Origin of the sequence: Pseudoalteromonas sp. A22 (assembly GCF_018141345.1) — a bacterium.
Lineage (GTDB): Bacteria > Pseudomonadota > Gammaproteobacteria > Enterobacterales > Alteromonadaceae > Pseudoalteromonas > Pseudoalteromonas maricaloris.
Genome location: NZ_CP047238.1, coordinates 2,035,624 through 2,061,071 on the forward strand (window position 1 = coordinate 2,035,624; position 25,448 = coordinate 2,061,071).

Consider the following 25,448-nt stretch of genomic DNA (forward strand, 5'->3'; position numbering starts at 1 on the left):
ACGCTGCAAGGCATACTGCATCTTATCGCACTTATACTGTGTGTTATCGAATAGTTTATCTTGATGTGAGTGATTAACTGTTACACTCAAATATAGCTAAGAACAATGGAAATTATAAGGTTAATATGTGTAAAGTAACGCGCTTGGTGGTTTTTACGGCCACTATGCTGATAACCAATGCCGCTTTGGCGAAACCTTCGCAAGTGATTGCAGAGCCTATTCAATTTGAAAGCAGTAGCCAGCAAATTCAGGCAGTAGGTAATGCTGAAGCGATTCAATCGGTTATTTTGTATCCCGCAATTGGTGATAGGGTGACTGCGGTACATTTTAAGCCGGGCGATCAGGTTAAAGCGGGTACTTTGCTATTGGAGCTAGACTCACGCCGCCAAAAAGCGGCGCTTGAAGAAGCTAAAATTCGTCTTGCAGATGCGCAGCGCACCGTCGACCGCCTAACTGATAGCCAAAAGCGTGGTGCCGTCCCAATTAATGAATTAGATAAAGCGGTAACGGATAGAGACTTAGCAAAAGTCGCCTTGATCCAAGCTAAGAATGAATTAGAAGACCGCCAAGTGATCGCCCCTTTTTCTGGCGTAATGGGACTCACCGACGTTGAGGTTGGAGATCGCATTACCACCCAAACCGCGATTGCGAGTATCGATAACTTTGACAAGTTGTATGTTCAATTTGCGGCACCGGAATCGGCGTATGGCATGCTTAAATCGACCGATAGCGTGCTGCTGACACCTTGGAATGATAATTCAACACGGATCGACGCAAAGATAGCGCAAATGGACTCTAGAATAGACCCAACAGCCCGCACACTAAAAATCAAAGCCATCTTTGAAAACCGCAATGACCGTTTTTTGCCTGGAATGAGCTTTAGAGTATCGCTAACGGTATTAGGTGAGGAGTTTGCCGTTATTCCTGAAGCTGCACTGCTTTGGGGCGCAACAGGTCCTTATGTATGGAAAGAAGTAGATGGCAAAGCTAAGCGTATTGATGTCAAAATCCAACAGCGTTTGCCGGGAAAATTGCTGGTATCAGGTGATTTGGCAGCAAGAGAGTTATTAGTTGTAGAAGGGGTGCAACGTCTTCGTCCTGGGCAAGAAATTGCGGTGACGAATGCACTGGCGAAGGAATAAATCGTGACTAAACCGGAGTTACCACAGTTACAAGACTTACCGTCGATGGCCATTCGCCGTCCGGTATTAATCGTTGTATTAAATTTATTGATTATTATTGCAGGTATTGCTGCTCTTGCCGGCGTTGAAGTTCGTGAACTGCCCGATGTAGATAGGCCGCGTTTAACGGTGTCCGCATCGTTTCCCGGCGGCTCGCCTGAGACCGTCGACACCGAAGTAACGAGTAAGTTAGAAGGCGCAGTCGCGCGTGTCAGTGGTGTAAAAAGCATTCGTGCACAAAGTGAAGAAAATAATGCACGGATTGTTGTTGAATTTCGTCCGGGCATTAATCTAGACGATGCAGCAAACGAAACACGCGAATCCGTTTCTCGAGTACAAAGAGAGCTACCGGAGGAAGTTGAACGGGTGTCCATTATTAAAGCGGATAATGACGCAGAAGCCGTGGTTTCTTTAACTGTAAGTAGTGCCTCTTTAACACTTGAAGGATTGACCGAGCGAGTAGAAAAAGACTTAGCGCCGCAGTTTTTGACTATTCCAGGCGTGGCCGATGTGCGCCTGAACGGCGATAGAGAACGGGTGCTGCGCGTAAGACTTGATCCCTTAAAACTGACAAGCTTTAATCTAACCGTTCCGGATGTTGCTGCGGCGCTTAGACAAGCACCGTTTGATGTACCCGCAGGCAGTTTAAAGTCTGACGATCAGCAGCTGATTGTCCGTGCTGATGCCACTTCTGTAACCGCTGAGCAGGTGAGTGATATCATCATTCGTGGCGAGACTCGGGTGGGGGATATTGCCTCTGTGTATTTTGGACCGGCTGATCCTCGCTCTATGGTGAGGCTTGACGGAGAGCCTGTAATTGGGCTTGAGATCATTCGCCAAGCACAGTCCAATACCATTGAAATCTCAGATGAAGTGCTGCAACTCGTTGATAAGATAAAAGTACGCTTTCCAGATCTGGAGCTATTCGTCACCTCCGATGATGCACAGTTTATTCGCTCATCCGTAGACGAAGTCTTAAGCTCTTTGGTGATAACCATATTGCTGGTGGTATTCACGCTTTGGGTATTTATTGGCTCGTGGCGTGCGACGCTTATTCCAGCTTTTGCAATCCCGGTTGCGCTTATCGGCTCTTTGGCGCTGATCTGGGCGCTTGGCTTCTCGGTTAATATTTTAACCTTGCTAGCACTGGTGTTGGCCACTGGACTTATCGTAGATGATGCGATTGTTGTTAGTGAGAATATTCAGCGTCGTCGTGGCGAAGGGATAGGTCGTCGCGCTGCGGCGGTACTTGGGACAAGAGAAGTCTTCTTTGCTGTAGTTGCGACAACCGCAGTACTTGCTGCGGTATTCGTACCGATTGCCTTTTTACCCTCGACTGCGGGCCGACTGTTCAGGGAGTTTGGTGGCGTGTTAGCTGGTGCCGTGATTATTTCTTCATTTGTGGCACTGTCATTGGTGCCAGCATTAACATCTAAGTTAAAAGTAAAGCAAGATAGCAAAAAGCACCTGTTTTCAAGTGTTGGTGTGAAACTCGCAGAAATGTATCGCGGTACGATCCACTGGGTACTTGACCATGCATGGCTAACCTTTGGTGTATTTGTGGTTATTGCGAGCTTGTCTGGTGCGCTCTATTCGCAATTGGATAATGAGCTTTTGCCATCTGAAGACAGAGGTAAAATTCGCATTTTCGCAAGAGGGCCTGACGGTGTTGGTCTTAACTTTATGGATAGACAAGCCAAACAAATGGAAGATATTTTATTACCTTTTGTTGAAAGCGGAGAAATAGAGTCAATCTATACGGTTGTCGGTCAGTGGGATCCCAATATCGTGTTCATCACTGTGCCATTAAAGCATTGGGATGAGCGTCATTTCTCGCAACAGGAAATTATCGATAAGATCAGAGGACCGCTTGGTAATATACCTGGCGCACCGGCTCGTGCCTTTGGTGCAAATAGCTTAAACCTAAGAGGCCAAGGTGGTGGTATCGAGCTTGCGCTACTTGGTAACGACTATTTAGAGATCTTTAAAGCTGCGCAACAATTTGCGGTTTTGGTTGAAAAAGAAATGCCAGACGTGGCGCCGGTGCAAATCTCTTATCAACCCTCACAACCTCAGCTACGCGTAAACATTGACCGTCGAAGAGCAGAAGAGCTTGGCGTTAGTTTAAGTGACATCTCAACGACACTTAGGGCGGCGATTAATGGTGATGATGTTGCCGATTTGAATGTTGGCGATCAATCCATACCAATTATGCTGCAAGCTCAAAACCATACCATCAGAGACCCAAGTGATTTGGCTAACCTTTATGTTGGCAGCCGCTCTGGTGCATTAGTTCCGCTAAGTAGCCTTGCCGTTATTGTAGAAGAGGGCGTAGCTGCAGAGCTTGAACGCCACGCTCAGCGTCGTAGTATCGAGCTGGATATGAAACAGCCAGAAGATATGCCTATGGCTGAAGTGGTTGAAAAATTACGAACGCTGGCAGATCAGAGTTTACCTGACAGCGTGACGCTAGCGTTTAAAGGGGAAGCCTTAACGTTTGAAGAAACGGCCAACGAAGTGTTACTTACCTACGTGCTGGCGTTTTTGATTGTGTTACTCGTACTTGCTGCACAATTTGAAAGCGTGAATAGTGCCGTTGTAGTGATGATCACAGTTCCGTTTGGGATCACCTCCGCCATATTGGCGCTGTATCTTACAGGTACTTCGCTAAACATATATTCGCAAATCGGTTTAGTGATGTTGATTGGTTTAATCGCTAAAAATGCCATCTTGTTAGTTGAGTTCGCTGATCAGTTACGTGATAAAGGACGGTCAGTAAGACAAGCCGTTGAAGAAGCGGCAGTGATCCGTTTGCGTCCTATCATGATGACTTTAGTATCTACATTGCTTGGTGCTTTACCGTTGATTTTATCGGTTGGCGCAGGTGCTGAATCGAGAAATGCAATCGGCTGGGTCGTATTTGGCGGTCTAGGCTTGGCGGTTTTCTTTACGCTTTACCTCACACCTGTCGTTTATCTCGGTTTAGCGAGATTTACAAAACCGAGGGCGGATGAAACCAAATTATTAGTGGATGAACTTGATAAAGCTGAAAGTTAAATTCCACGGTTAAAAATAAAGTAAGGTGAGCGCAGCAATAGCTGCGCTTTTTTTATACAGTGATTAATGTTGTGGTAACACATTCTTTGATACTTTTTGTTGAACTTTTCATTATTTAAACTGTCACAACCGATGTGGTTGTTTTATAGCCAGTATGTTTGCTACTCTAAGACAGTAAATCCTGTTTTCTATAACAATAATAAAAATAACAAGCTAATTGAAAGAAGATGTGTCATGGGTAATTTATTTTTAAAAGAACGGGAAAATTGGACCGCCTGGATTATTTGGAGCTTGATAGGGTGCACGGCAACCGTTGCATTATCGAGTTATACCAGTGAGATATGGATGGGGCTATTGGCGCCTATCTTGGTATTAGGATTACTAACAACATGGATGAGTTACACCAAGCGATTTGATTTTTCCAGAGCATTCAAAGTGCTCAGTACCGTTGTGTTGTTTTCATCTATTCCGGTTATCATTGAAAAAGTGCTGCCCGCAAAAAACGCAGTTATTGGTATGATTGATTCGGGGATCATCGTGATTGCGATGGTTATCGCCAGTTGTATTTTTGCTTACATTGCCAAAAGGCCAAAGCAATATTATTGATTATTCGGCTATTATTTGCGCTTTTGAATGCAAAAATCGAAATAGTGCTTTACAACCGATGGATAACTCCATAAAATGCGCGCCAACAACGGAGAGATGGCTGAGTGGTTGAAAGCACCGGTCTTGAAAACCGGCATACGTTAATAGCGTATCTAGGGTTCAAATCCCTATCTCTCCGCCACCTCATTCCCAAAACCGCCTCCAAATGGCGGTTTTTTTCGTTTGGAGGCGTGTATGGCTGCAGCTAGTAACATGGCAATAATAAAACATAGTTCTATTTGGATTGTATTTAGTTATTTTTATCTTAGTGGCCTGAACATGGCGCTTACGTTGTCGATTGATTCACAACAAGACCCTGATATCACGATGACGCTGCTGCATATTTTTTTATTCAATTGCCTTGTTGGTCATCTGATCACTAAATATGAAAAATCCTGGCCAGAAATTGCCAGTGTGGTTATTGCATTATTTGGTGTGGTTGGATTTGGACACTACTTTGTTGGTAGCTTGGGAGAGTACAGTGATGAGCTTAATATTGGCCTTGTATTATTACTGCCATTTGCAACCTTTGTAATGAAAAAACTCAAACAATACGCCGAAGAGAAAGCCGCTAGTTAGCGGTTTTTTTGTGTCCGACGAATAGCTCGACTGCTTGATAATCAAGCAGCTCCGGTATCTTGCCTATTTTGGCTGTGATACAATCTAAGGTTCTTGTTAATAAAAAATATGGAAAGACTATGTCTCAATTCAACACAGACGCAGATAAAGCGAGCTACGGTATTGGTTTACAAATGGGTGAGCAACTTAAAGCAAACCCTTTTGAAGGTCTAAACCTTAACTCTGTATTCGAAGGTATGAAAGACGCTTATGCTGGTGACAGCTTCCGCGTTGAGATCCCTGAAATTCAAGCGGCATTTGAGAAGATCAATGCTGAAATCCAACAGCGTCGTGAAGAAGAAGCGAAAGTATTAGCAGCTGAAGGTGTTGCATTTCTAGAAGAAAATGCAAAGCGTGCGGAAGTAACAGTAACTGAGTCTGGTCTTCAGTATGAAGTAGTTGAAACTGGCGAAGGTGATAAGCCTGTTGAAGATTCAAAAGTACGTGTTCATTACCACGGTACTCTAATCAACGGTACGACTTTTGACAGCTCTTATGAGCGTGGTCAACCAGCTGAATTCCCAGTAAATGGTGTTATCAAAGGTTGGACTGAAGCACTTCAAATGATGCCTGCGGGTTCAAAGTGGCGTCTATACGTGCCGCATGAGCTTGCATACGGCGAGCGTGGTGCAGGTGCTGCAATCGCACCTTTCTCAACGTTGATCTTTGACGTTGAACTACTAGACGTACTTTAAGTCTATGCTTTGAGTGGATCTGTTCGATCCACTCTATTATTCCATTTAGCGTTAATACTCCCTCAAATTGAGCGACTAAATAACAAAAACTTTTACCTCGCCGACACAGACCTCGCTACCTTGCCCATAGCTGTGCTATCGACAAGATTTTCTCGTCTAAAAATGGATCGTTGAATTAGGCTAGTTGATATTACTTTTGCTGCATATTTTCTTTAACCCGCCTCATTACTTCCATTCAATACTAAATACACATTCTCCCAAAGCTTTGATAATGCAATTAGGTAGTCAGGCGTTTGAAAATGGGGACAGTCGCTGTCGCCATAGATAACGGCTTTAAGTTGTTCAAGTACGGCTAAGTTGGCTTTATCGCGCAATGTCATTATTTCATTCACCGTAAACGCATGTTGCTCCAGCAGGTAGTGGCTTCGCCACTCTTTACTAGACATAGTGATAGGTGATGGTAACCAAGTTAATGGACCATAAGTATCGCTTAGCAGTAATGTGCCATGGTTAAATATGGCTGAGACTCTATGATTGATAAATGTTGCTGAACCATCATCAAACTCAGACGCAAAGTTTTGACAAAGCAGCGAAATGGACATCTCCCCGCGTTGTAGCAAAATACTAGCAAACGCACTCGGAGTAGCCTTCGGTTGAATGGCTACTGTCACATCAACTTCGTCGGTAAACAGACGACAAATTAAATCCAGTCCCGAATACAGTGTCCTGAGGTTAACGGCGAGGTCTAGATGCATACATTGGCCTTGTGCGGCGGCACTGAAGTAGCTGTCATAGAAAGAGCGAATAGGATACAAATCGGCGAAATGGGCGTTCACCCAGAACCTAACGCCATTCGCTTTTGCGACTGCTAATGCCTGTGCCATCGAGGTTGGCCCAATTGGATGTTCACAAATTACATGAATATGTTTTTCTAATAGTGCGATAGTAATCTCAATACCGGCATCGCCAGCGATAGCCACACAAGCAATATCTACTTGTTTGTCTGTTATCTGCTCTACATTGGTGTAATGCGGTACGGCAAAGGACTGAGCGTACTGTGTTGAGCGAAGACCACCAGTCGACAATATGCCACTGAGCATCAATCCCATATTTTGAAACTGTAATGCTCGAATATAAGTAGCACCATAATTTGTTCCGCATACTAAAACTTTCATAGCTGAGTCCTTATGCAATGGGGTGTGGATACAAGTTAACCGCGCGGCCTGCCAAGAGTTTATGCAATCTTGGGTTGTCAATGCGCTTGAATTGTTCGCCAAAGTGAATGGGCTGCATATTAACACCAACAGCTCGAGCAACTCTAAATGGACTTAATGCAACGTCTGAAGCAGTGACGTCAACAATGGCAATATCAACCCCCGCTTTGGTAATGCGCTGTCTTAGATCTGCGGCTCCCTCAAGTGTAGGATAAGACCAGCATGATAGCGGTTTAGATTCAGATTTAGGCTGTCTCATGAAGTTAAAGGCGGATAAGTGTGCACTAGAGAAATAAAATGCAGCATGATCCTCTAACGTTCTGACCTGCTCTACGGTTTGTGGAGCTTTATGCCCACTCTGCATTAGGCTGCAAAGATAGGGCATAACATGACCTTGCTCCAATAATGCTTTGGTGACAGCCACATTGATGTTGTCATGGGTTGCTAGTGAAACTGATACCGCAGGCGTGGTGATGCCATCGCCTAGACCAAGGCAAACTACCGTTGGGATATGGATGCCGACGTCAAGAAGGTATAACTCTAGCGCTATGCCTTGCTGTGTTATCGATTCGACCATGAGCTTCAACTTGCCAGTTAGCAAAGAGTCGGCATCTAATCTAGTACAAGGGAGTTGGGCGTACCAGGTAAGCATCATCGCATCTCTTTCAATGAGTTCGAAGCAGGCTCTGACAGCGGCATCTTCGTTATCTTTACCTGCCGCTAAGCCATTAGAAGAAACTTGACTGAATTGTTCTTCATAAGGGCAAGTAAAATTAAAGTAGCTCACTAAAGCGGGCACCCAAGTAGCGCGACTTGTGCCAATCCAATTGCCTTCAACCCAATGAATTTTTTGTTTGCTTCGCCATTTACTAAAAGGAAACCCCGGTGTTGCATACTGCTCGGGAGAATAGAGGACTAGATCTGCTGGGTTTACGTAGTCTCCTTGAAGTTGATTTACCGTGGCATAACGACAGTTACGAATATCGTATCTCGCTGCTGAATAACGTTCAAGTGCTTCACCCACGGCACTAATATGAGCTGAAAGCGAGTCTAATCCTTTGCCTGAACCAACTTGGCCTTGTGTTCTCGGATCAAATTGACCACTTGTAAAACTACTTAGGCTAGCGGATGCGGTGACTGGGAGTTCAGGTAAGTGGGGGGCATGGCCCGTTAGTTGTTTTATCACGCCAAATTCTGGGTCAACCCAACCTCGCATCATTGTTTTAAATTGCTCAACTGTCTTTAATTCAGAAATGGCTGGTAATGCCTTATTGTTGGCAGAGATATCTTGTTCACTAGGGCCAGAGCATACTGCGCATTCGGGGACTGGAATAATAGGGTGAAGCGAGCTTTCTCCACTAACCAAATTGGTTGTTCTGGTAGTATTTTGCAGCACAGATTGCGTGTACTGTAACAAAATGGTTTGTATATCCGTTGCAGCCTGCATTGCGATTGATGCTGACATACTACTTAAAATTGAATGGGCTCGAGCGCCGGAATGTGCTTTATTCGTGATCTCATCAATCTTGTGTGCAGTTTGCGGATTTATTGCAGTGCCAAGTTTTCGCAGTCGTAAACAGTTCCAGCATCCACCGCCTTGATTGGTAACATATGGACCTACATGCCCGGTTAGTCCATCAATTGAGACGTAAAAAGTGGGTAGTGCAAGCTTAGCTAAATGCGTGGCGATGTTGGTATGCGCACTGAGCGAGTCCGATGGCAGAGAAATAACAACCAGATCCCAGTTTTGAAGAATAACTTCATCTAATGGGGAGTTCAGTTCGGCAGTTTGTACACTAACTTCTGAGTGAACAAAGCGTTGCTTTAGGTAGTCTGTGAAGGCATCGACCGTTGTAGTATTACTTGGCAGGTGATTAACTGCATGATGATAATAGCCACTTTGGTTAGTACAATTAGCATCATCAAGAATATGAATATACCCTACGCCAGCATTTAACAGCTCTTCTAGCATAGGCATCGCCCAAGGCGTTAACCCTATACACAGAATACGGTTATTCTGGAGTGTTCGTGGATCACGCTTTGCCTCATTTTGCCACGCGTTAATAAAGCGGTATTGTTCAGGCCAAGGAGCTGAGGTTGAGTTGATAACAACGCGTTCAATGAGACCTTTTTGCTCCAATAAGCGCAATAATTGCTCAACACTAGCGCTAGAGTATTGCGTTATCTGTGATGCGATCTCATCGAGGCCAAAGTCACCATTTAATAAAGGAATAATGTCGTCAACAAAAGCACTTATGTCTTTTCCATGGAGTTGAAAATCTCCAAGATCAGAGCGTAGCAATACTCCCTCATCGTTAGGTAAGATACTCGCGGCAGGTGATAGCCTTATTTTATCTTTATTCATATGCATCCTCTGTAAGTTATGGAAGCCCCGATAGAGAGGCTTCACTAATGTCTTTATCCTTGAACTGCACTCAACATACAGCAATAAATTGGACCTGGTGTACAGGTATAACATTGGTATGTTGGGTTACTTCCTGCACACAATTGTGCACCTTGAAAGTGATTAACAGAGGGTTGACACAACACACACTGTGTTGGCTGACAAGTAACACACTGCGATTGACATAAAACACATTGTGTTGGCTGGCAAGGAACACACTGCGGTTGACATAAAACACACTGTGTTGGCTGACAAGTAACACACTGCGGTTGACATAATACACACTGTGTTGGCTGACAAGTAACACACTGCGGCTGGCATAATACACATTGTGTTGGTTGGCAAGGAACACACTGCGGTTGACATAATACACACTGTGGTTGGCATAATACACATTGTGTTGGTTGGCAAGGAACACACTGCGGTTGACATAATACACACTGTGTTGGTTGGCAAGTAACGCATTGCGCAGGCTGGCAGGTTACACAGAACGAAATGATACAAGGAACACACTGTATGCTTTGTGCGCATTGAACACTAGCGCCCCCTGAAGGTTGACACTGTAGACATTGCAGTGATGCAGATTCTGGCGTAGCAGTGGGCTGACAGTGAAGGCAGCAGTTACAGAAATTGACAACACAAGGGAGGCAGTTTGTACAAGGCGAACATGGAGTACATGGTGTGCAAGGAGTACATAAATAACAAGGACTGCACGTAAGGGCGCAAGCGTCGCATTTACGTACTCCCTCTGCTTGCTGCTCAGAATATTGCTTTTCTAATTCTTTAACTTTTGAACTTAGCTCAGTGAGCTGAACCTGAAGATCTTTAACGTCATTACTCATTTTCAAATCCTTTATGACCAAAGTCATGGCTTTAGATTGATGTTTGGTGCCGGGCGATAGACACCGCTAAATTCGCCATGGCAAATAACAACAAGGTTGAGACCTGACTAACTACATGTAGATATCAACTTATATTTTGAACCTAAGCGAAATCCTAGTATCGCTATCCCACCTTAAACAGGGTGTTTGCAGTAATGTGGGGAAACAGTAGTTTGCTGTTTTTGGTGTTGTTAAACTGTAGCGAAATATTCTGTGTGTATTGCAGTTGCAACGCGCCACTGGATGACCTTTCTATCCAGTAAGTAGTAGAAAAGTTTTGAACGTCTACATGGTTTTTACAAAATGGGATACTTGAAACTAATCCATCATTGTCACTGTTAACGGTCAAAATATCCGTTTTAGTGATAGGGTTATATGCTTGGTTAACTAGCAATTGTTGTTCTAACACGATATTCGGATTGATATTTGGATTACTCGGTGAGTTTTCGCCATACAAACCCGCAATGGCAGTACCTGCCTTAGTTTCTGGTTGCGGCAGCGTGTTGGCAATGGGAATTTCTGGACGACCATCGACAAAGTGATGATTTCCAAGTGCTAAAATTGAGTTACCGTGTGGAATTGAAACCTGTTTGACTATCGCATGCTCTGGATTTTGTATTGGCACGTTTGCTCCACCTGAAGGAGCGGGGATATAAGGAGGGCGGTTGTACTTACCTGAACCTTGATTGGTGGTGGCTAAATTGAGCCAAGTGCCATTTTCAGCATGCACAAGTTGGTCTTTCTTGTCACCGTCGGCAAAAAATACACGTTGCTCATAAAAGATCGTATAACTATTTTGTTGATAATCGCCACCTCGATTTACTACTTTTCCTTGTGTAGCGCTAAAGGTGATCACCTCGTAGTAAGGGAAATTAAATAATATAACCCCTTCTGGAGCAGTTTCTTGCGGCAGCGGCATGACGTTAAATCCCGCAAAACGAGCACTTGCCCAAGTGCCGATGAGATCTGCCAATGGCCCAAGTGCGCTGAGGGTTTCTGGCTGGCTATTTCCTCCTCCTGTTGCGAGTAAAGGTATATTGTAATCTGGGACAAAACCTTGCTAGTTAGGTTGCAGCGCAGCTTGTAGGTGATCTGCTGTGGCTTTTGCTTGCTGATTGGTGACAGTATTAAACATAAAAAACTCCCTTTAAAAGGTTTATTAATAAAGTGTTTTCAGTGTTTAATTTAAGTATGGTTATGCAAATTGATCGATTACATCACATTACATTGAGGGCTGTGTTGTGCATATGAATGCTTAGGCGTTTGAATTGGTAGGGTTCTTTGACCTCGGGTGAGCGCTATGTTGGTACAACTATAGTAAAGCGCTGACGTTATCATGAGAGATCTCTAAACGCACAATGCAAAACGCTCCCATAAAAGGGAGCGTTTTTAGCAAAGCTGAGTTTGTGACGTTTTAGTAAGTCGCACTGCCTTTAGTACGAGGGAAGGCAATAACGTCACGTACGTTGCCCATACCAGTAACATAAGCAACCAAGCGCTCAAAGCCCAGACCAAAGCCTGAGTGAGGCACTGTTCCATACTTACGTAGGTCGCGGTACCAGCTGTAATCTTCTTTGTTTAAGCCCATCTCTTCAAGACGCGCATCTAGCACATCTAGACGCTCTTCACGTTGTGAGCCACCAATGATTTCACCAATACCAGGTGCAACGACATCCATAGCGGCAACGGTTTTACCGTCTTCGTTTTGGCGCATGTAGAATGCTTTGATATCACGAGGGTAGTTTTTGATAACTACTGGTGCGTTAAAGTGTACTTCAGCAAGGTAACGTTCGTGTTCTGACTGTAAGTCGACGCCCCATTCAACAGGGAATTCAAACTCTTTATCGCATGCTTTTAGAATTTCGATAGCATCTGTGTAATCTACCTGAGCAAAGTCTTTATCGATGAATGATTCTAGGCGAGTAATGGCATCTTTTTCGATGCGCTGTGCGAAAAACTCCATATCATCACGACGTTCATCAAGTACTGCTTTAAACACATACTTCAACATGTCTTCTGCAAGCGCTGCGATGTCGTTAAGGTCGGCGAATGCCACTTCAGGCTCAACCATCCAAAACTCTGCCAAGTGACGAGAAGTGTTTGAGTTTTCAGCACGGAATGTTGGACCAAAAGTATAGATTTTTGAAAGGGCACTCGCGTATGTTTCACCGTTAAGCTGACCAGATACGGTCAAGAATGCTTCTTTACCAAAAAAGTCTTCTGAATAGTCTACATCGCCTTTGTCTGTGCGTGGTAGGTTGTTCATATCAAGTGTAGATACACGGAACATCTCGCCTGCGCCTTCACAGTCACTCGCGGTAATGATAGGCGTGCTGATCCACTGGTAGCCACGCTCATGATAGAAACGGTGAATAGCTTGCGCAAGACAGTTACGAACACGCGTAACCGCGCCCATAACATTAGTGCGAGGGCGAAGGTGCGCATGTTCGCGTAAGTATTCGATACTGTGGCGTTTTGCAGCCATTGGGTATGAATCTGGATTCTCAACCCAGCCTAATACCTCAACGCTGTTCGCTTGGATCTCAAAAGATTGACCTTGACCTTGTGATTGTACAAGCACACCAGTCACCGCTACTGAACACCCAGCAGTAAGACGAGTCACTTCGTCATAATTATTCAGCGAATTAGGGACTACGGCTTGAATAGGGTCAAAACAAGAACCGTCATGAACGGCTAGAAATGAAATACCTGCTTTTGAATCACGTCGTGTACGGATCCAGCCTTTTACTGTTACTTGGCTGTCAACCGCAACGGTGCCTGCTAGTAGCTCCGTTATCGCTGTGTGGCTCATCTTTACTCCAAATGATTTATTTTTTATTTGTAAATTAAAAGACAGAGTGTCTTATCGTCATGTAAGCCGTATCTTACCTGCGATGGACAAATAAAAAAACACTGAAATGCAAAAAACTGGGCTGAAAAGAATGAGTAAAAGCCATGAAAAAACAGTCGGACTGTGGCATTATGAATGTTCGATGATAAAAATAGCTTTATTAATACTAACAGTGACGTTCAAAACTCGATGAAACAAGTTTTTATTTTGAGGGGTCTACCTGGCTCTGGAAAATCGCATTATGCGCAAACGCTAGCCGACGACCTCGTCTCCGGCGATGAAACACAGTATTTTATCTGTTCAACCGATGATTATTTTCTTAATGAAAACGGCGAGTATCATTTTGAAAAACAACGCCTTTCAGAATATCACAACTTAAACTTAGCTCGGTTTATTAACGCCTTAGCTGAAGGTATCCCTTTGGTCGTTGTTGATAACACCAATATCAAGAAATGGGAGTTTGTTGCTTATGCATCAGCTGCTGTGGCAATGGGCTATCAAGTGAAAGAAGTCATTGTTGGCGAAATTAAAGATAAATCCCTACAGCACTTATATGCCAAGCGTAATAGCCATGGCATTGGCTTGAAAACAATTTCAAAAATGGCCCACCTTTTCGAATGGTGATCAAGCTTAGGGTAGAGTAACGCTAACAACGCTCGCGCATGTAAAACAGGGTAGTATCATATCCGATCTTACAGTTAAAAAGAGCGGGTTTAGACTTCGCCTTCGAGCAAACAAGAGACGGTCATCAATGTTAGCTTCATTCTACATAGCGGCCGTTTAGTCAACTCATTCCTGCCCCATTTCGATTCAGCAGTGGAATGTGCAACCAACTTTTTTAGCTTCAGTTGACCCAACTTTAGTAATGCTACTGAGTTTCGAAAGGGCTCTGACATTTATATTGTGTCTAACGGGCTAGTTGTACCTGCAAAATGTTGGCCAAGTACATGTGTATAGATTTGTGTGGTACTAACGTCATTGTGGCCCAGTAATTCTTGAACACTGCTTATATCACGACCAGCTTGAAGCAAATGGGTTGCGAAGCTATGCCTAAACGTATGGCAGGTGACGCGTTTATTTATTTGAATATTACGCACGGCATTCCCGAGCGCTTTACGAATAACACTTTGATGTAAATGGTGCCTGCAAAGTGTTCCTGTATAAGGATTGATACAAGTAGTGCTGGAAGGGAAAATAAACATCCACCCATGCTGCCTAAACGCGTTGGGATACTTGCGTTCTACTGCATTTGGCAAAGATGGACCTATCCCGTGAAGGTTGTCATCCTGTTGAATCTTAATAGCCATTTCAATATAGGTAGTGAGCTTTTTTGAGCATCTATTGCTGAGGATGGTTTGCCTATCTTTATGCCCTTTTCCGTCTCTAACGGTCAGCGAAGCTCTATCAATATCAATATCTTGGATACGTAACCTGAGGCATTCTGAAACTCTTAGTCCGCTACCATAGAGTAGTTCTATTATTAGTCTATCGCGGCCATCAAGTTCATTTAGTATTAGTGAGATTTCTGATGGGGATAACACTGTAGGTAAATGTCTTTGTTTAGTGGCATAGCAAAAGCCTAAATCCCCAAGCTCATGGTGCAAATGCTTCTGATACAAATAGGCTAACGCGTTAAGTGCAATTTTTTGTGTGTTGATAGCCACATTTCGTTGGTTGGCAAGGAAAGTTAAAAATTGTGTAACCTCTTCCGTTCCCATTGTCTCAGGGTGACGCTTGTGGTGAAAGTTAATGAATGCCTTAATCCAATATAGGTAGGTTTTTTTCTGTTCTAATGCTGTAACCACGCATACGCATTTCTTCCTGAAGGCCTTTCAGAAATGGGCTTTTTAGACTCATGGTAACTCCTTAGCTCATATTGCTGTGTGTGTATACAGTGTTATCTGGAATTCTCGGATATCAAGGGAAATAATGAAAAAATTTTTGCGCGTTTGTGTATGAGTAAATTAAAAATGTTATTGTTTATCAAAAGGTTATTTGTCTGCAATTTGAGATAATAGGTTTGGGAAACGCGCATGCGCATTTTTCCAGATGGTATATTTAGAAGAATGCTGATAAGTTCTTTACATACTGATAGTTAACTGCGCGCGTTTTCATTGGTCTAACGAGGTAAACGCGCATGCGCACGAATAAAATGTTAGGTGTTTAAAGATGCGCTGCATCAAGTTCTAATAAATGGAGTAATAAATGAAAAAGGGTTTGAAAGTATCAGATGGGTTTAATGTTAATCTCGACAATGTTTGTGTCTGGATAGTGGAAACAGAATCTATTCAATTACAGCTAGCTTGCTCAGATGAATTAGGCATCATTGATATTGTTATTGAGGGGTCTGAAGCAGCTAAATGTAGCGAAGGACATAGAGTTACCATTAACGAATTTAAGCGTATTGAGCGTGAAATTACAGAATATATGGCTGAGTAGCTACCACCTAACAAGGTCAGTCAATCTGACCTCCGTAAGCTGTCTTGTTTTTTGCAAAAAACGCAAAAAATCAAGCCAACTTACTACGGCAGTTGCTGGCGGCGTTAGGCATCTTTGTTACCCACATCAGTAGGTTAACAATTTAATCTGTTAGTCTCTAAATAATAAATCATAAGGAAAATGAATTGCTATATTTACCCAGTAGAACCAAAACTCTTCTTGAAACTGACCCTATAATAAAAGCTTTTGTTTACTCTTGTATTGCCAAGTTAACCCCATGGATTAATGACAATAAACCCATTTTTTTCCCCGAATATACAGATCATGGTTTTACTCACTTAAACGAAGTCTTATTAACAGCTGATGGTATTATTTCTGATGAAAGTTGGGATCAACTTACACCTAAAGATGCAGCTGCAATGGTTGTATCTGTTTTATTACACGACTGTGCAATGCACATGACCGTTGATGCTTTCGACGCTTTAATTAATGATAAATTCCCTTCAGTTACTTCACGTTATACAGGTAAGGAGAAAAGTTGGAGTGATGTTTGGAGTGATTACTTTGCTGAAGCTAAAAGGTTTGACGCAAAGAAATTGTATTCTATTTTTGGTGACGAGGTTCCTGTTAGGAATATCCCTTCAAATAAGATTGATTGGACAGATAGGGATAAGTTACTAATTGGAGAGTTCATTCGTAGACACCATGCTAGAATGGCTCACGAAATCGCATTCTATGGCGTACCAGGTGTTGATGGAGTTTCTATTGATTTAAGCGATGAGCAACAGAGTAGCTTTCTTGATTTATGCGGGTTTATTGCTAGAAGTCATCATTTAGGTTTGCGTCAAGCCGTCGATATGATTGAGAAAAATACGAGACGAGTTCATCTAAATACTCATGTGCCATTTATAATGCTTATCCTAAGAATTTCTGATTATATCCAAATTCAAACAAAAAATAACTGACACCCATCACTATTAACATCCAAGCCGAGGAAGTGAAGTAAAAAAGTATAAGAATACTTCAATCACTTTGGCCAAAAACGTTTATCGATTGGTTGTTTTTTAGCACTCAAGCATATCTCTACATCAAAACTGAGCTATCGCGCACGACAAAGCGCTGCAAATGCAGCTGTAAGAAATTCGAGAATTGAGAATGTGAGTTTTACTAAGCTAGCAAGCGCTCGCAGTTTGTTAGGTTTGTCCGTCGTCGTTTTTGGAGTGTTTCACAGTAAGCGGTTATTGTTCGCTCTCTTCCAACCGCGCCGTGGAATACCCGAGAAAATTGCGTAGTGAGTTTTATCCAGTTTTCAGGCTCTATATTGAGTCGAGTAAGAATGGGTTGCGCTTCGTTAATATAACCGCGTTTATCGGCTCGAATACACTGTCCTGTGAGTTCAACTAACTCAATATAGGATTTGAGTTCAAAGGGCAGGCCTTTTGGCATGTGTATTCGTGGGCTGCCAGCAAAGCGTAGTAGGCTTTTTGATTGCTTTCCTAATTTTGCATGGTCAATGCGCTTTTTGATGCTGGTGTAGTCTGAGGTTTCAGGCGTTGCGGCGATGTTTGCTCTAATTGGGTTTAAATCTACGTAGGCTAAACACGCAGCCAGTGCTGCCTCGTCCAGTAATGCTTGGGATTTAAATCGTCCTTCCCAAAACCGACCTGTACAATTATCTTCTTTATTTGCTCGGCGGGCGATATCTTCGTTAAGTACCCGCATAAACCAGCTAATATCTGCGAGTCTTTCTCTATATCCATCAACCAGCTCGTCGAATATCAATTGTTCCGATTCGCTGAGTGGTTCACCTTCAGTAAACTTTTGGCTTATCCAATTACCTTTAAACAGCTTGTGCCACCGTATCACAACTGCTTTATCCGACAGACGCTTAGCCTTTGTATCATCAACATATAAAACAATGTGAGTGTGATTACTCATCACCGCATAAGCGCAAACATCAATACAAAACACAGACCCCAACATCAATAGCTTTTCTTCAACCCAATCTCGGCGGTGCTCGTATGATTTACCAGTAAATTTATCTTCACCGCACAGAAACGCACGCCTTACGCAGCGGGAGATACAGTGGTAGTATTTGGTGTCGGTTAAACTGATTTGTCTTTTACGGGCAGTTGCCATAATTTAGTTTCCTCAATCCTTTGAGTGCAGAATTAAAGCGTAGGCGGTATATTTGGAAGGTGCAAATTAGTGGTGGGTGTCAGCGATTTGCATCAAGAGGTTATTTGTTTTCGATTTGAGATAATAGGTTTGGGAAACGCGCATGCGCATTTTTCCAGATGGTATATTTAGCAGAATGCTGATAAGTTCTTTACATACTGATAGTTAACTGCGCGCGTTTTCACTGGTCCAACGAGGTAAACGCGCATGCGCACGAATAAAATGTTATATTCTTCAGTGCAAATAATCGGAATCTAGGGAAATGGAAGTAGAGTTTAGTAAGAATAAATATTCTTTATATTACGATGAGTCCAACAATATTAGGAAGTTGCTTCTTGATGGTGATGAATACAATATTGACAATGATCCTAACCAAGAGTCATCTCCTATTTTTGTACTCGCAGGAATTGCCTTCAACGAAGAAAGCGAAAGCATAGATTTTTCTGAATTAAAGAAACAATTATATATACAACAAGGTGTTACTGAGTTAAAGCTAGCTCAAATGGTAAAAATACGGGCTAAATATACTCCAATTGAAGCTTTCAAATATGCTCTTGGTAGCAAAAAGTTCAAGAGTCTTTTTCAATGCCTTCTCACAAAGAAAATCCTTATTCACTATGAAATGATCAATACAGTCTATTGGTCGTTTTTAGATATTATTGAAGATTTAGTTCTTTGCACAAATGATCCACAGGACTATGCGAATCAGTTTATCTACAAAGACTGTTTATACAGACTCATAAAGATAGATAAGGAAAACTTCTTGTCACTAATGAGTCAGTTTAACTATCCAAACATTGAAAAGCATGAGTCATTAAAGTTTCTCGAGAGACTCAGTGATCTTGTAATGAGAAATATCGCTTTAAGATTTTCTGAAGATGAAAGTGACCTAGATGTGAAAATGTTAAATCATCTGGGATTTTTGATTTATAAGTGCATTAAACTTTTTAAGGATAAAGTAAATTTTGAATTAGTATTTGATTTTGAAAAAGATATTCTTATAGAAGACTTCTCATTCTTCTATATGAGTAGACTGAAAATGTTTCCTAACTCGTCGCATATTCTTGATAATGAGTTTGAAGTTGAAAAGAAATTAAATCACGGAAAAAATTTCGATTCTGAATTGAATGGATTATCGTTTTCTTTTGTAGAGTCAAAAGAAGAAGATAACTACTTAGTCCAAATATCAGACGTTGTATCTGGATTTATTCGTCTCTATTTTGATTTCTTAGAGTATGCCTCTATTGAGGAGGCTACTTCCTTTACTTCTGAGCTAAATCCATTACAGAAAGAAACACTTTTACTATTTAAAAGACTAATTGATCAATCTGTTAATGAGGATCATATCTTATTGCATCGAGTTATTGTTCCAATTGATGAGCATAAAGCAACAATCCTATTTAACCAGAATATAACAAGTCAAAGCACTCGGACACAGCAAAGCTGCGCCGGTGTTTGAGGCGTTAGCACTAAAGGAGTATATAATGACAGATTCAATTACAGTAACAACAAAAGCAGAACTAGAAAAAGCTAAAGACGATGGTGTACATGAAATTATCATTAAAGGAGAGCTAGCAAATAAACTAAAAAGATCTAAGAAAGTTGCAATGCTAAGTGGTGTAGGGCTTGCTGCTTTAACTGCTGCATTAGGGGTTGCAACGGTAACCGCACCAGCTACTGGAGGTTTGTCACATTTTGCAGTCGCACCTGTTGCTGCATTAACTGGCCTTGAGATTGCTACCATCATTACGGCTGCTTCATTAGGTATAGGTTTTATTGTTGCTCTATTTTTGGGCTATGAAGAAGTTAGTTTCGAAAATGGTCGCTTGGTATTACGTAAAAAGCAAAATTAACTTAAAGCTAAACTATAGGGTTTGTCATGTCCGAGATGCAAATCGATATGGCTTAAGAAAGACTTTTCTGTGCGTAAATAGTACTAACAATCTGTTCAAGAGTGATTTGCAACGCGTGGCATTTTTACGATGCGTTGGTCTTAGTGGTTAAGGTGGTATACGGGAGATTCGGTATTGCGTTGCTCACACCTTAACAGGGCGCTAGGTGCTATTCAATAGAATGAGATGTAGTGAAAATGACAATAATAAAAGATGGTAAGTTCAGTATTCCGCTTTATCATGGGACAACAGGTGCTTTTGTTGACTCGATCAAAGAGCATGGTTTAGGTGGTGTTGACCATTTGGAGAAAATTGGCGCAAAATCTTTGATGCAAGACTTATTTGACCTTGCTGAGAGGCAGGGGTGGACGGATGAAAACTGGTTAAAGCACCGGAAACTGCTGGAACCTCTGGTTATTCAAGAACGAAATCAAGTCTACAACTTTCAACACGGTGGAGCATACTTAACTTATTCAAAAGAACTTGCTAAGAAATACGCTTTAGATAATCCATTTGGGTGTGAATACTTGCAATATTTAAGGGTCTTCATTCAAATACTTTTACAAAGGGACGTCAATGAAGTTAAAAAGTATTTTGACCATCCTGTATTTGAGCTTTGGCAAAAACCGAATGACCCTTATCTCATTACTCTAGATCAAGTCGAGCTTGAAAACGTTGAGTCAGAGAATGATGTTAACCTTGAAACACAAATCGCTAGTATCGAGTCTCAAATAAAACAGGGCAACTATGATGCTCAAAGTTTTAAGCTAATTAATCCCGTTACTAATGATAGGCTGGTAATTACTAATTTGGGACACTGGAACTCAACAGCAACGGAACTACTTTAGGACTTAACTGGTGAATTTTTTGGCTCGCACCTAACAAACTGTTTAAGAGTGATTCGCAACGCGTGGCATTTTCACTATGCGTTGGCTTAAGTGTTTAAGGTGGTATGCGGCGGCTTCAGTATTGCGTTGCTCACACCTTAACAGGGCGTTAGCCATAGAAGTCTTTATGCGAAATAAACCTAATACAGACGTTCTCCCAACTCGTTTTGTCCAAATACGAGTCAGTCGAATGCCCTTTATCGCAATTGGATTTAAGATATGATGTTGCTGTTGAACGGCCGAGTTAGGCCCTTAAGTGACAGTCAGATTTGATTATGCTCTAGTACTCAAACCTGATAGATATAATTAAGACTTATTCAAATTAGAGCTTTTAGCAGCCTGTTATCCGCAAAACGCTCTGGCTAGATAAGGAAGTAATTATACTTAATATTAAAAGCAATGAGTTAGCCCACCTCTAATCTAAACCTCAGGTTATTTAAATGCGCCAGATAAAATGAAAGCCAGCAATTTACTGGCTTTTTTGATATTTTTACATTTACATGGCGTCGTACTCGTCCTGCCAGAAGAATTTTTCTTCGCCAAATGCTGGCTTTAAGTCATCCAGCCAGTGGGCATTTTCGTCGAACTTGGCAAAGAACGGACGCTGCACCCAGTCAGGGTTTCGAGCTTGAATAAAGCGCAGCACAAACACCTTTTCGCCTGCGACTTCTGTTACGCCAGACACTTCAACTTTACCAGGACCCGCACTCATTGATGGTCCTCTAACTGTACGACTCACACCGGAGACTTGCTTATAAGCTTCACGGAATGTTTCCCACGTTTTGTGTAACGGGATTTCAAAGTAACGCTTAGCGCCAGTATCACGCTCGATAAACATGTAGTAGGGGATCATGCCAAGCTGCGTTTGCTCTTTCCACATGTCAGCCCACATATCAGCGTCTACATTTATATTATTTAAAAGAGGTGCTTGTGTTCTGATCTGTGCACCTGTTTTGCGGATAAATTTAATCGCTTCACGTGTGACTTCAGTACGCAGTTCTTGTTTGTGGTTAACGTGTGCCATGATTGATACATGCTTTCCGGCATCAACCAGCTCTTTTAGTAAGGCTAACAACTCTTGTGCGTCCGGATCGGTGACGTATCTAAATGGCCAAAAAGTGAGAGATTTAGTACCGATCCTAATGGTACGAATATGGTCAAACCTTGGCTCTTTTAGCGCCTCAAGGTATTTACGCAATTTAACGGTGCGCATTACCATAGGATCGCCACCAGTCATCAATAGATCGGTCACTTCAGTGTGTTCGGCTAAGTAGTTGTGGAGCAGCTCGGCGTCATTATTGTTAAATCGGGTAGCTTTGCCAACAAACTGCGCCCAACGGAAGCAGAAAGTGCAATATGAGTGGCAGTATTGTCCTTGAGACGGGAAAAACAACACTGTTTCTTTATATTTGTGTTGGATCCCGTCTACGCGTTCACCTTCATACTCAGGAACATTTTTTTCCATTTGACCAGCTGGGTGCGGGTTTAACTTTTGACGAATTTTGGTTGCGAGGTTAAACACTTCTTCTGGTGTATGTTCGCGGCTTAACAAGTCGGCCATTTGCTCGTATGACTCGTCATCCAGCATGCCACGCTGTGGGAAAGTTAACTGAAAAACGGGGTCGTTAGGCACTTTATCCCAATCGATGAGCTCTTCAATCACAAAGTTATTAACGCGAAAAGGGAATACATTGGCGACGACTTTCATTTGAAAGCGAAGATGTTCAGGCAGTTTATCCAGTTGCTCTATCTTATCGATTTGGCGGTGTTGGTAAACAGTAAAACGAGGGGGCTGATAAGCTTCAGCTGGCTGCAATTTGACGGTTTGCTGCATAGATAATATGTCTCTTTTCTCACTTGCTAATAATAAAAACGACCATGGTAACATGCCATTGATATCATTTCAGGTACAAAGCGAGGAAAGTTCGAAATAACGCAACTTTGTTGATTATGCGCCATTGTTTTAGGTTACATTGTCGAAATTAGGTCATGAAATAGACCTAATTCCAAATTTAATGTGTTTTAGAAGTGTTCGCCTTCAATGGCAGCGTAAATCGCGTCAATGAGTGTTTCAATATCTTCATTTGAGGTGATATACGGCGGCATAATATAAATTAGCTTGCCAAAAGGTCTTATCCATACACCTTGTTGAATGAAGAATTTTTGGATTTTTGCAACATCAACAACCGTTTCTACCTCGACCACGCCAATCGCACCAAGGACTCTAACATCTGTGACTGCACTTAGATTAAGACAGCGCTTGAGTGCGTTTAGCGCGCTCGTGACTCGTTCAATATTGGCCATTGTTTCTTGGCGTTTTAAGATTGTGAGACTAGCTACAGCGGCGGCACACGCCAGCGGATTTCCCATAAAAGTTGGTCCGTGCATTAACACTTTCGCTTCGCCTTGGCTAATACCCAAAGCCACTTCTTCTGTTGTCAAAGTGGCCGCGAGCGTCATGTTTCCGCCAGTAAGCGCTTTGCCAACACACATAATGTCCGGCGCGATATCTGCATGTTCACAGGCAAACATTTTACCTGTACGGCCAAACCCAGTCGCAATTTCATCTAAAATTAGTAACACCTCATACTTATCACATAACGCTCGAAGCGCCTTGAGATATTCTGGGTGGTAGAAGTTCATGCCGCCCGCATTTTGCACTATCGGTTCGATGATAAATGCCGCGACCTTTTCATGATTAGCGGCAAATGCGGTTTCTAACGCGTTAAGTTCATCTTGACTTTGGCTGCCGTAAAACTCACTTCTAGGGGCATCGACAAACACTTGCTCAGGTAAAAAGCCTTGGTACATCGCGTGCATCGAATTCACAGGATCGCAAACGCTCATCGCCGCAAATGTATCACCGTGGTAGCCTTTTTTGGCGGTCATTATTTGGGTTTTATTCTTTTTGCCTTTACTCAACCAATATTGGATCGCCATTTTGATTGCAACTTCAACACTGACTGAGCCGCCGTCGGCTAGGAAAACTCGATTAAGTGGGGCTGGGGTTAGCTCCACGAGTAGTTTGCATAATTCCACGGCAGGCTGATGAGTTAGCCCCCCAAACATAACATGGCTCATCGTGTCCGCTTGATTTTTTATCGCAGCGATTATTTCTGGATGACCATAACCATGCACAGCACTCCACCAGGATGCCATACCGTCAATGAGAGTTTCGCCAGTTTCAAGCTCAATTTTGTTCTCGAATGTTCTTGCGGCCGGATAGACGGGCAGAGGGTCAATCATTGATGTATAGGGGTGCCATATATGCTTGCGATCAAATTCAATATCGATTGTTTGTTTATTGTTCATTTGTAAACCTTGTAGGCGCATGTAACGTTGACAATACTAAGCTAAGAAGTAGACTAAGCCAATCACCGTCAGTTTGACTGCGCTAAATTTAATCACTAGAAAATACTCGTGTTGTAAATTTAGGCAAGAATAAAAAGAGAATGAAAATATGGAATTAGGCGCGCTAAGACACGATTGGACACATGAAGAAGTAAAAACACTGTTCACCATGCCTTTTAACGACTTACTTTTTTATGCAGCAAGTATTCACCGCAAAAACTTCAATCCCAATGAAGTTCAAATCTCCACTTTGCTGTCTATCAAAACGGGTGCCTGTCCTGAAGATTGCAAATACTGCCCACAGTCAGGTCATTACAAAACGGATCTTGAACGAGAGCGTTTGATGGAAGTGGAAAAGGTTGTAACTCAAGCTAAGTTGGCGAAAGAAAAGGGCGCGACACGTTTTTGTATGGGCGCCGCTTGGTCTGATCCAAAAGACAGAGATATGCCTTATATCGCCAAAATGGTGAAAGAAGTTAAAGAGTTAGGCCTCGAAACCTGTATGACTTTGGGTAAATTGGATAATCAAAAAGCGCACACGCTAAGAGAAGCTGGCCTTGATTATTACAACCATAATTTGGACACCTCACCTGAATACTACGAGCAAATTATCACGACAAGAACTTATCAAGACAGACTTGATACCCTTGATCACGTCAGAGATGCAGGAATGAAAGTGTGCTCTGGTGGTATTGTAGGAATGGGAGAGCAGGCATCTGATCGTTATGGCTTGCTGATCCAATTAGCAAACCTGCCAAAACAACCAGAAAGTGTACCGATTAACATGCTTGTTAAAGTTAAAGGTACGCCGCTTGAAAATGTTGATGATCTCGATCACTTTGAATTTATCCGTACTATCGCGGTTGCGCGTATCATGATGCCACACAGTTACGTGCGTTTATCTGCAGGTAGAACGGCGATGAATGAACAGATGCAGTCTATGTGTTTCTTCGCTGGCGCTAACTCAATTTTCTATGGTGATAAGCTATTGACCACGGAAAACCCAGAAGCAGACGCCGATATGAATCTCATTAGAAAACTTGGGATGAACCCTGAAAAACGTGAAGATTATTCGGATGAGGCCTATGAGGCATCGTTAAGCTCTGCAATTGCAGACAAAGCGACATCAGAGCTATTTTACGAAGCCAACTAATC

General features: G+C 42.5%; 20 protein-coding genes, 1 tRNA gene and 1 pseudogene. 13 read left to right on the forward strand and 9 right to left on the reverse strand.

Annotation, left to right across the window (positions count from 1 at the left end):
• Nucleotides 1-125: 125 nt before the first annotated feature.
• The 6 genes from GSF04_RS13880 to GSF04_RS13905 all read left to right on the forward strand — a co-directional run bounded on the left by GSF04_RS13880 (nt 126) and on the right by GSF04_RS13905 (nt 6,196).
• Nucleotides 126-1,142, forward strand: coding sequence for an efflux RND transporter periplasmic adaptor subunit (locus GSF04_RS13880; protein WP_211859837.1), 1,017 nt, complete (start codon nt 126-128; stop codon nt 1,140-1,142).
• 45 nt (nt 1,143-1,187) lie between these two features.
• The gene (locus tag GSF04_RS13885) at nt 1,188-4,238 is read left to right on the forward strand and encodes an efflux RND transporter permease subunit (RefSeq protein WP_211859994.1); all 3,051 of its coding nucleotides are present in this window, start codon (nt 1,188-1,190) and stop codon (nt 4,236-4,238) included.
• A 234-nt stretch (nt 4,239-4,472) separates the two neighbouring features.
• Nucleotides 4,473-4,844, forward strand: coding sequence for a hypothetical protein (locus GSF04_RS13890; RefSeq protein ID WP_010379077.1), 372 nt, complete (start codon nt 4,473-4,475; stop codon nt 4,842-4,844).
• A gap of 90 nt (nt 4,845-4,934) precedes the next feature.
• A tRNA-Ser gene (locus GSF04_RS13895) sits at nt 4,935-5,025 on the forward strand.
• Nucleotides 5,026-5,078: 53 nt separating this feature from the next.
• Complete coding sequence (locus tag GSF04_RS13900) at nt 5,079-5,462, forward strand: hypothetical protein (protein ID WP_211859839.1); 384 nt, start codon at nt 5,079-5,081, stop codon at nt 5,460-5,462.
• Between the two features lie 119 nt (nt 5,463-5,581).
• A complete protein-coding gene (locus GSF04_RS13905) occupies nt 5,582-6,196 on the forward strand; it encodes an FKBP-type peptidyl-prolyl cis-trans isomerase (RefSeq protein ID WP_010604796.1) in 615 nt (204 codons plus the stop codon).
• 212 nt (nt 6,197-6,408) lie between these two features.
• On the opposite strand, the gene GSF04_RS13910 is transcribed toward GSF04_RS13905, so the two are convergent.
• The 5 genes from GSF04_RS13910 to asnS form a co-directional block, all read right to left on the reverse strand.
• Nucleotides 6,409-7,371, reverse strand: a complete 963-nt coding sequence (locus GSF04_RS13910) for a Gfo/Idh/MocA family oxidoreductase (RefSeq protein WP_211859841.1) — start codon at nt 7,369-7,371, stop codon at nt 6,409-6,411.
• A gap of 10 nt (nt 7,372-7,381) precedes the next feature.
• Entirely contained in the window at nt 7,382-9,775 is a 2,394-nt protein-coding gene (locus tag GSF04_RS13915; protein ID WP_211859850.1) for a TOMM precursor leader peptide-binding protein, read from the reverse strand.
• 70 nt (nt 9,776-9,845) lie between these two features.
• Nucleotides 9,846-10,253 carry a hypothetical protein gene (locus tag GSF04_RS13920; RefSeq protein WP_249122494.1) on the reverse strand — a complete coding sequence of 136 codons (408 nt, stop codon included), beginning with the start codon at nt 10,251-10,253 and terminating at the stop codon, nt 9,846-9,848.
• Nucleotides 10,254-10,819: 566 nt separating this feature from the next.
• A complete protein-coding gene (locus GSF04_RS13925) occupies nt 10,820-11,668 on the reverse strand; it encodes a heme-binding protein (protein ID WP_249122495.1) in 849 nt (282 codons plus the stop codon).
• 441 nt (nt 11,669-12,109) lie between these two features.
• The gene (gene asnS / locus GSF04_RS13930; protein WP_010379069.1) at nt 12,110-13,507 is read right to left on the reverse strand and encodes an asparagine--tRNA ligase; all 1,398 of its coding nucleotides are present in this window, start codon (nt 13,505-13,507) and stop codon (nt 12,110-12,112) included.
• 228 nt (nt 13,508-13,735) lie between these two features.
• Between asnS and GSF04_RS13935 the strand changes: the two genes are divergently transcribed.
• Nucleotides 13,736-14,170: an AAA family ATPase gene (locus GSF04_RS13935; protein WP_026000942.1), complete on the forward strand. Its 435-nt coding sequence runs from the start codon at nt 13,736-13,738 to the stop codon at nt 14,168-14,170.
• 272 nt (nt 14,171-14,442) lie between these two features.
• Here the strand turns inward: GSF04_RS13935 and GSF04_RS13940 are convergent.
• A pseudogene (locus tag GSF04_RS13940) lies at nt 14,443-15,403 on the reverse strand (integron integrase).
• Between the two features lie 348 nt (nt 15,404-15,751).
• Here GSF04_RS13940 and GSF04_RS13945 point away from each other — a divergent pair.
• Together GSF04_RS13945 and GSF04_RS13950 are read left to right on the forward strand one after the other, a co-directional pair.
• A complete protein-coding gene (locus GSF04_RS13945; RefSeq protein ID WP_211857517.1) occupies nt 15,752-15,985 on the forward strand; it encodes a hypothetical protein in 234 nt (77 codons plus the stop codon).
• Between the two features lie 185 nt (nt 15,986-16,170).
• On the forward strand, nt 16,171-16,950 hold the full coding sequence (locus tag GSF04_RS13950) for a hypothetical protein (protein WP_211857519.1): 780 nt from the start codon (nt 16,171-16,173) through the stop codon (nt 16,948-16,950).
• Nucleotides 16,951-17,152: 202 nt separating this feature from the next.
• On the opposite strand, the gene GSF04_RS13955 is transcribed toward GSF04_RS13950, so the two are convergent.
• Complete coding sequence (locus GSF04_RS13955; RefSeq protein ID WP_211857520.1) at nt 17,153-18,124, reverse strand: transposase; 972 nt, start codon at nt 18,122-18,124, stop codon at nt 17,153-17,155.
• Between the two features lie 301 nt (nt 18,125-18,425).
• On the opposite strand from GSF04_RS13955, the gene GSF04_RS13960 reads away from it, so the two are divergent.
• From GSF04_RS13960 to GSF04_RS13975, 3 genes are all read left to right on the forward strand, one after another.
• The gene (locus GSF04_RS13960; RefSeq protein ID WP_211857521.1) at nt 18,426-19,622 is read left to right on the forward strand and encodes a DUF3800 domain-containing protein; all 1,197 of its coding nucleotides are present in this window, start codon (nt 18,426-18,428) and stop codon (nt 19,620-19,622) included.
• A 25-nt stretch (nt 19,623-19,647) separates the two neighbouring features.
• Nucleotides 19,648-20,016, forward strand: a complete 369-nt coding sequence (locus GSF04_RS13965; RefSeq protein ID WP_211857522.1) for a hypothetical protein — start codon at nt 19,648-19,650, stop codon at nt 20,014-20,016.
• Nucleotides 20,017-20,246: 230 nt separating this feature from the next.
• Entirely contained in the window at nt 20,247-20,903 is a 657-nt protein-coding gene (locus GSF04_RS13975) for a hypothetical protein (protein ID WP_211857524.1), read from the forward strand.
• 535 nt (nt 20,904-21,438) lie between these two features.
• On the opposite strand, the gene GSF04_RS13980 is transcribed toward GSF04_RS13975, so the two are convergent.
• Nucleotides 21,439-22,776 carry a lysine 2,3-aminomutase gene (locus GSF04_RS13980; RefSeq protein WP_211857525.1) on the reverse strand — a complete coding sequence of 446 codons (1,338 nt, stop codon included), beginning with the start codon at nt 22,774-22,776 and terminating at the stop codon, nt 21,439-21,441.
• 188 nt (nt 22,777-22,964) lie between these two features.
• On the reverse strand, nt 22,965-24,254 hold the full coding sequence (bioA, locus tag GSF04_RS13985; protein ID WP_211857526.1) for an adenosylmethionine--8-amino-7-oxononanoate transaminase: 1,290 nt from the start codon (nt 24,252-24,254) through the stop codon (nt 22,965-22,967).
• A gap of 148 nt (nt 24,255-24,402) precedes the next feature.
• Between bioA and bioB the strand changes: the two genes are divergently transcribed.
• Nucleotides 24,403-25,446: a biotin synthase BioB gene (gene bioB, locus GSF04_RS13990; RefSeq protein ID WP_010379433.1), complete on the forward strand. Its 1,044-nt coding sequence runs from the start codon at nt 24,403-24,405 to the stop codon at nt 25,444-25,446.
• Nucleotides 25,447-25,448: the final 2 nt, after the last annotated feature.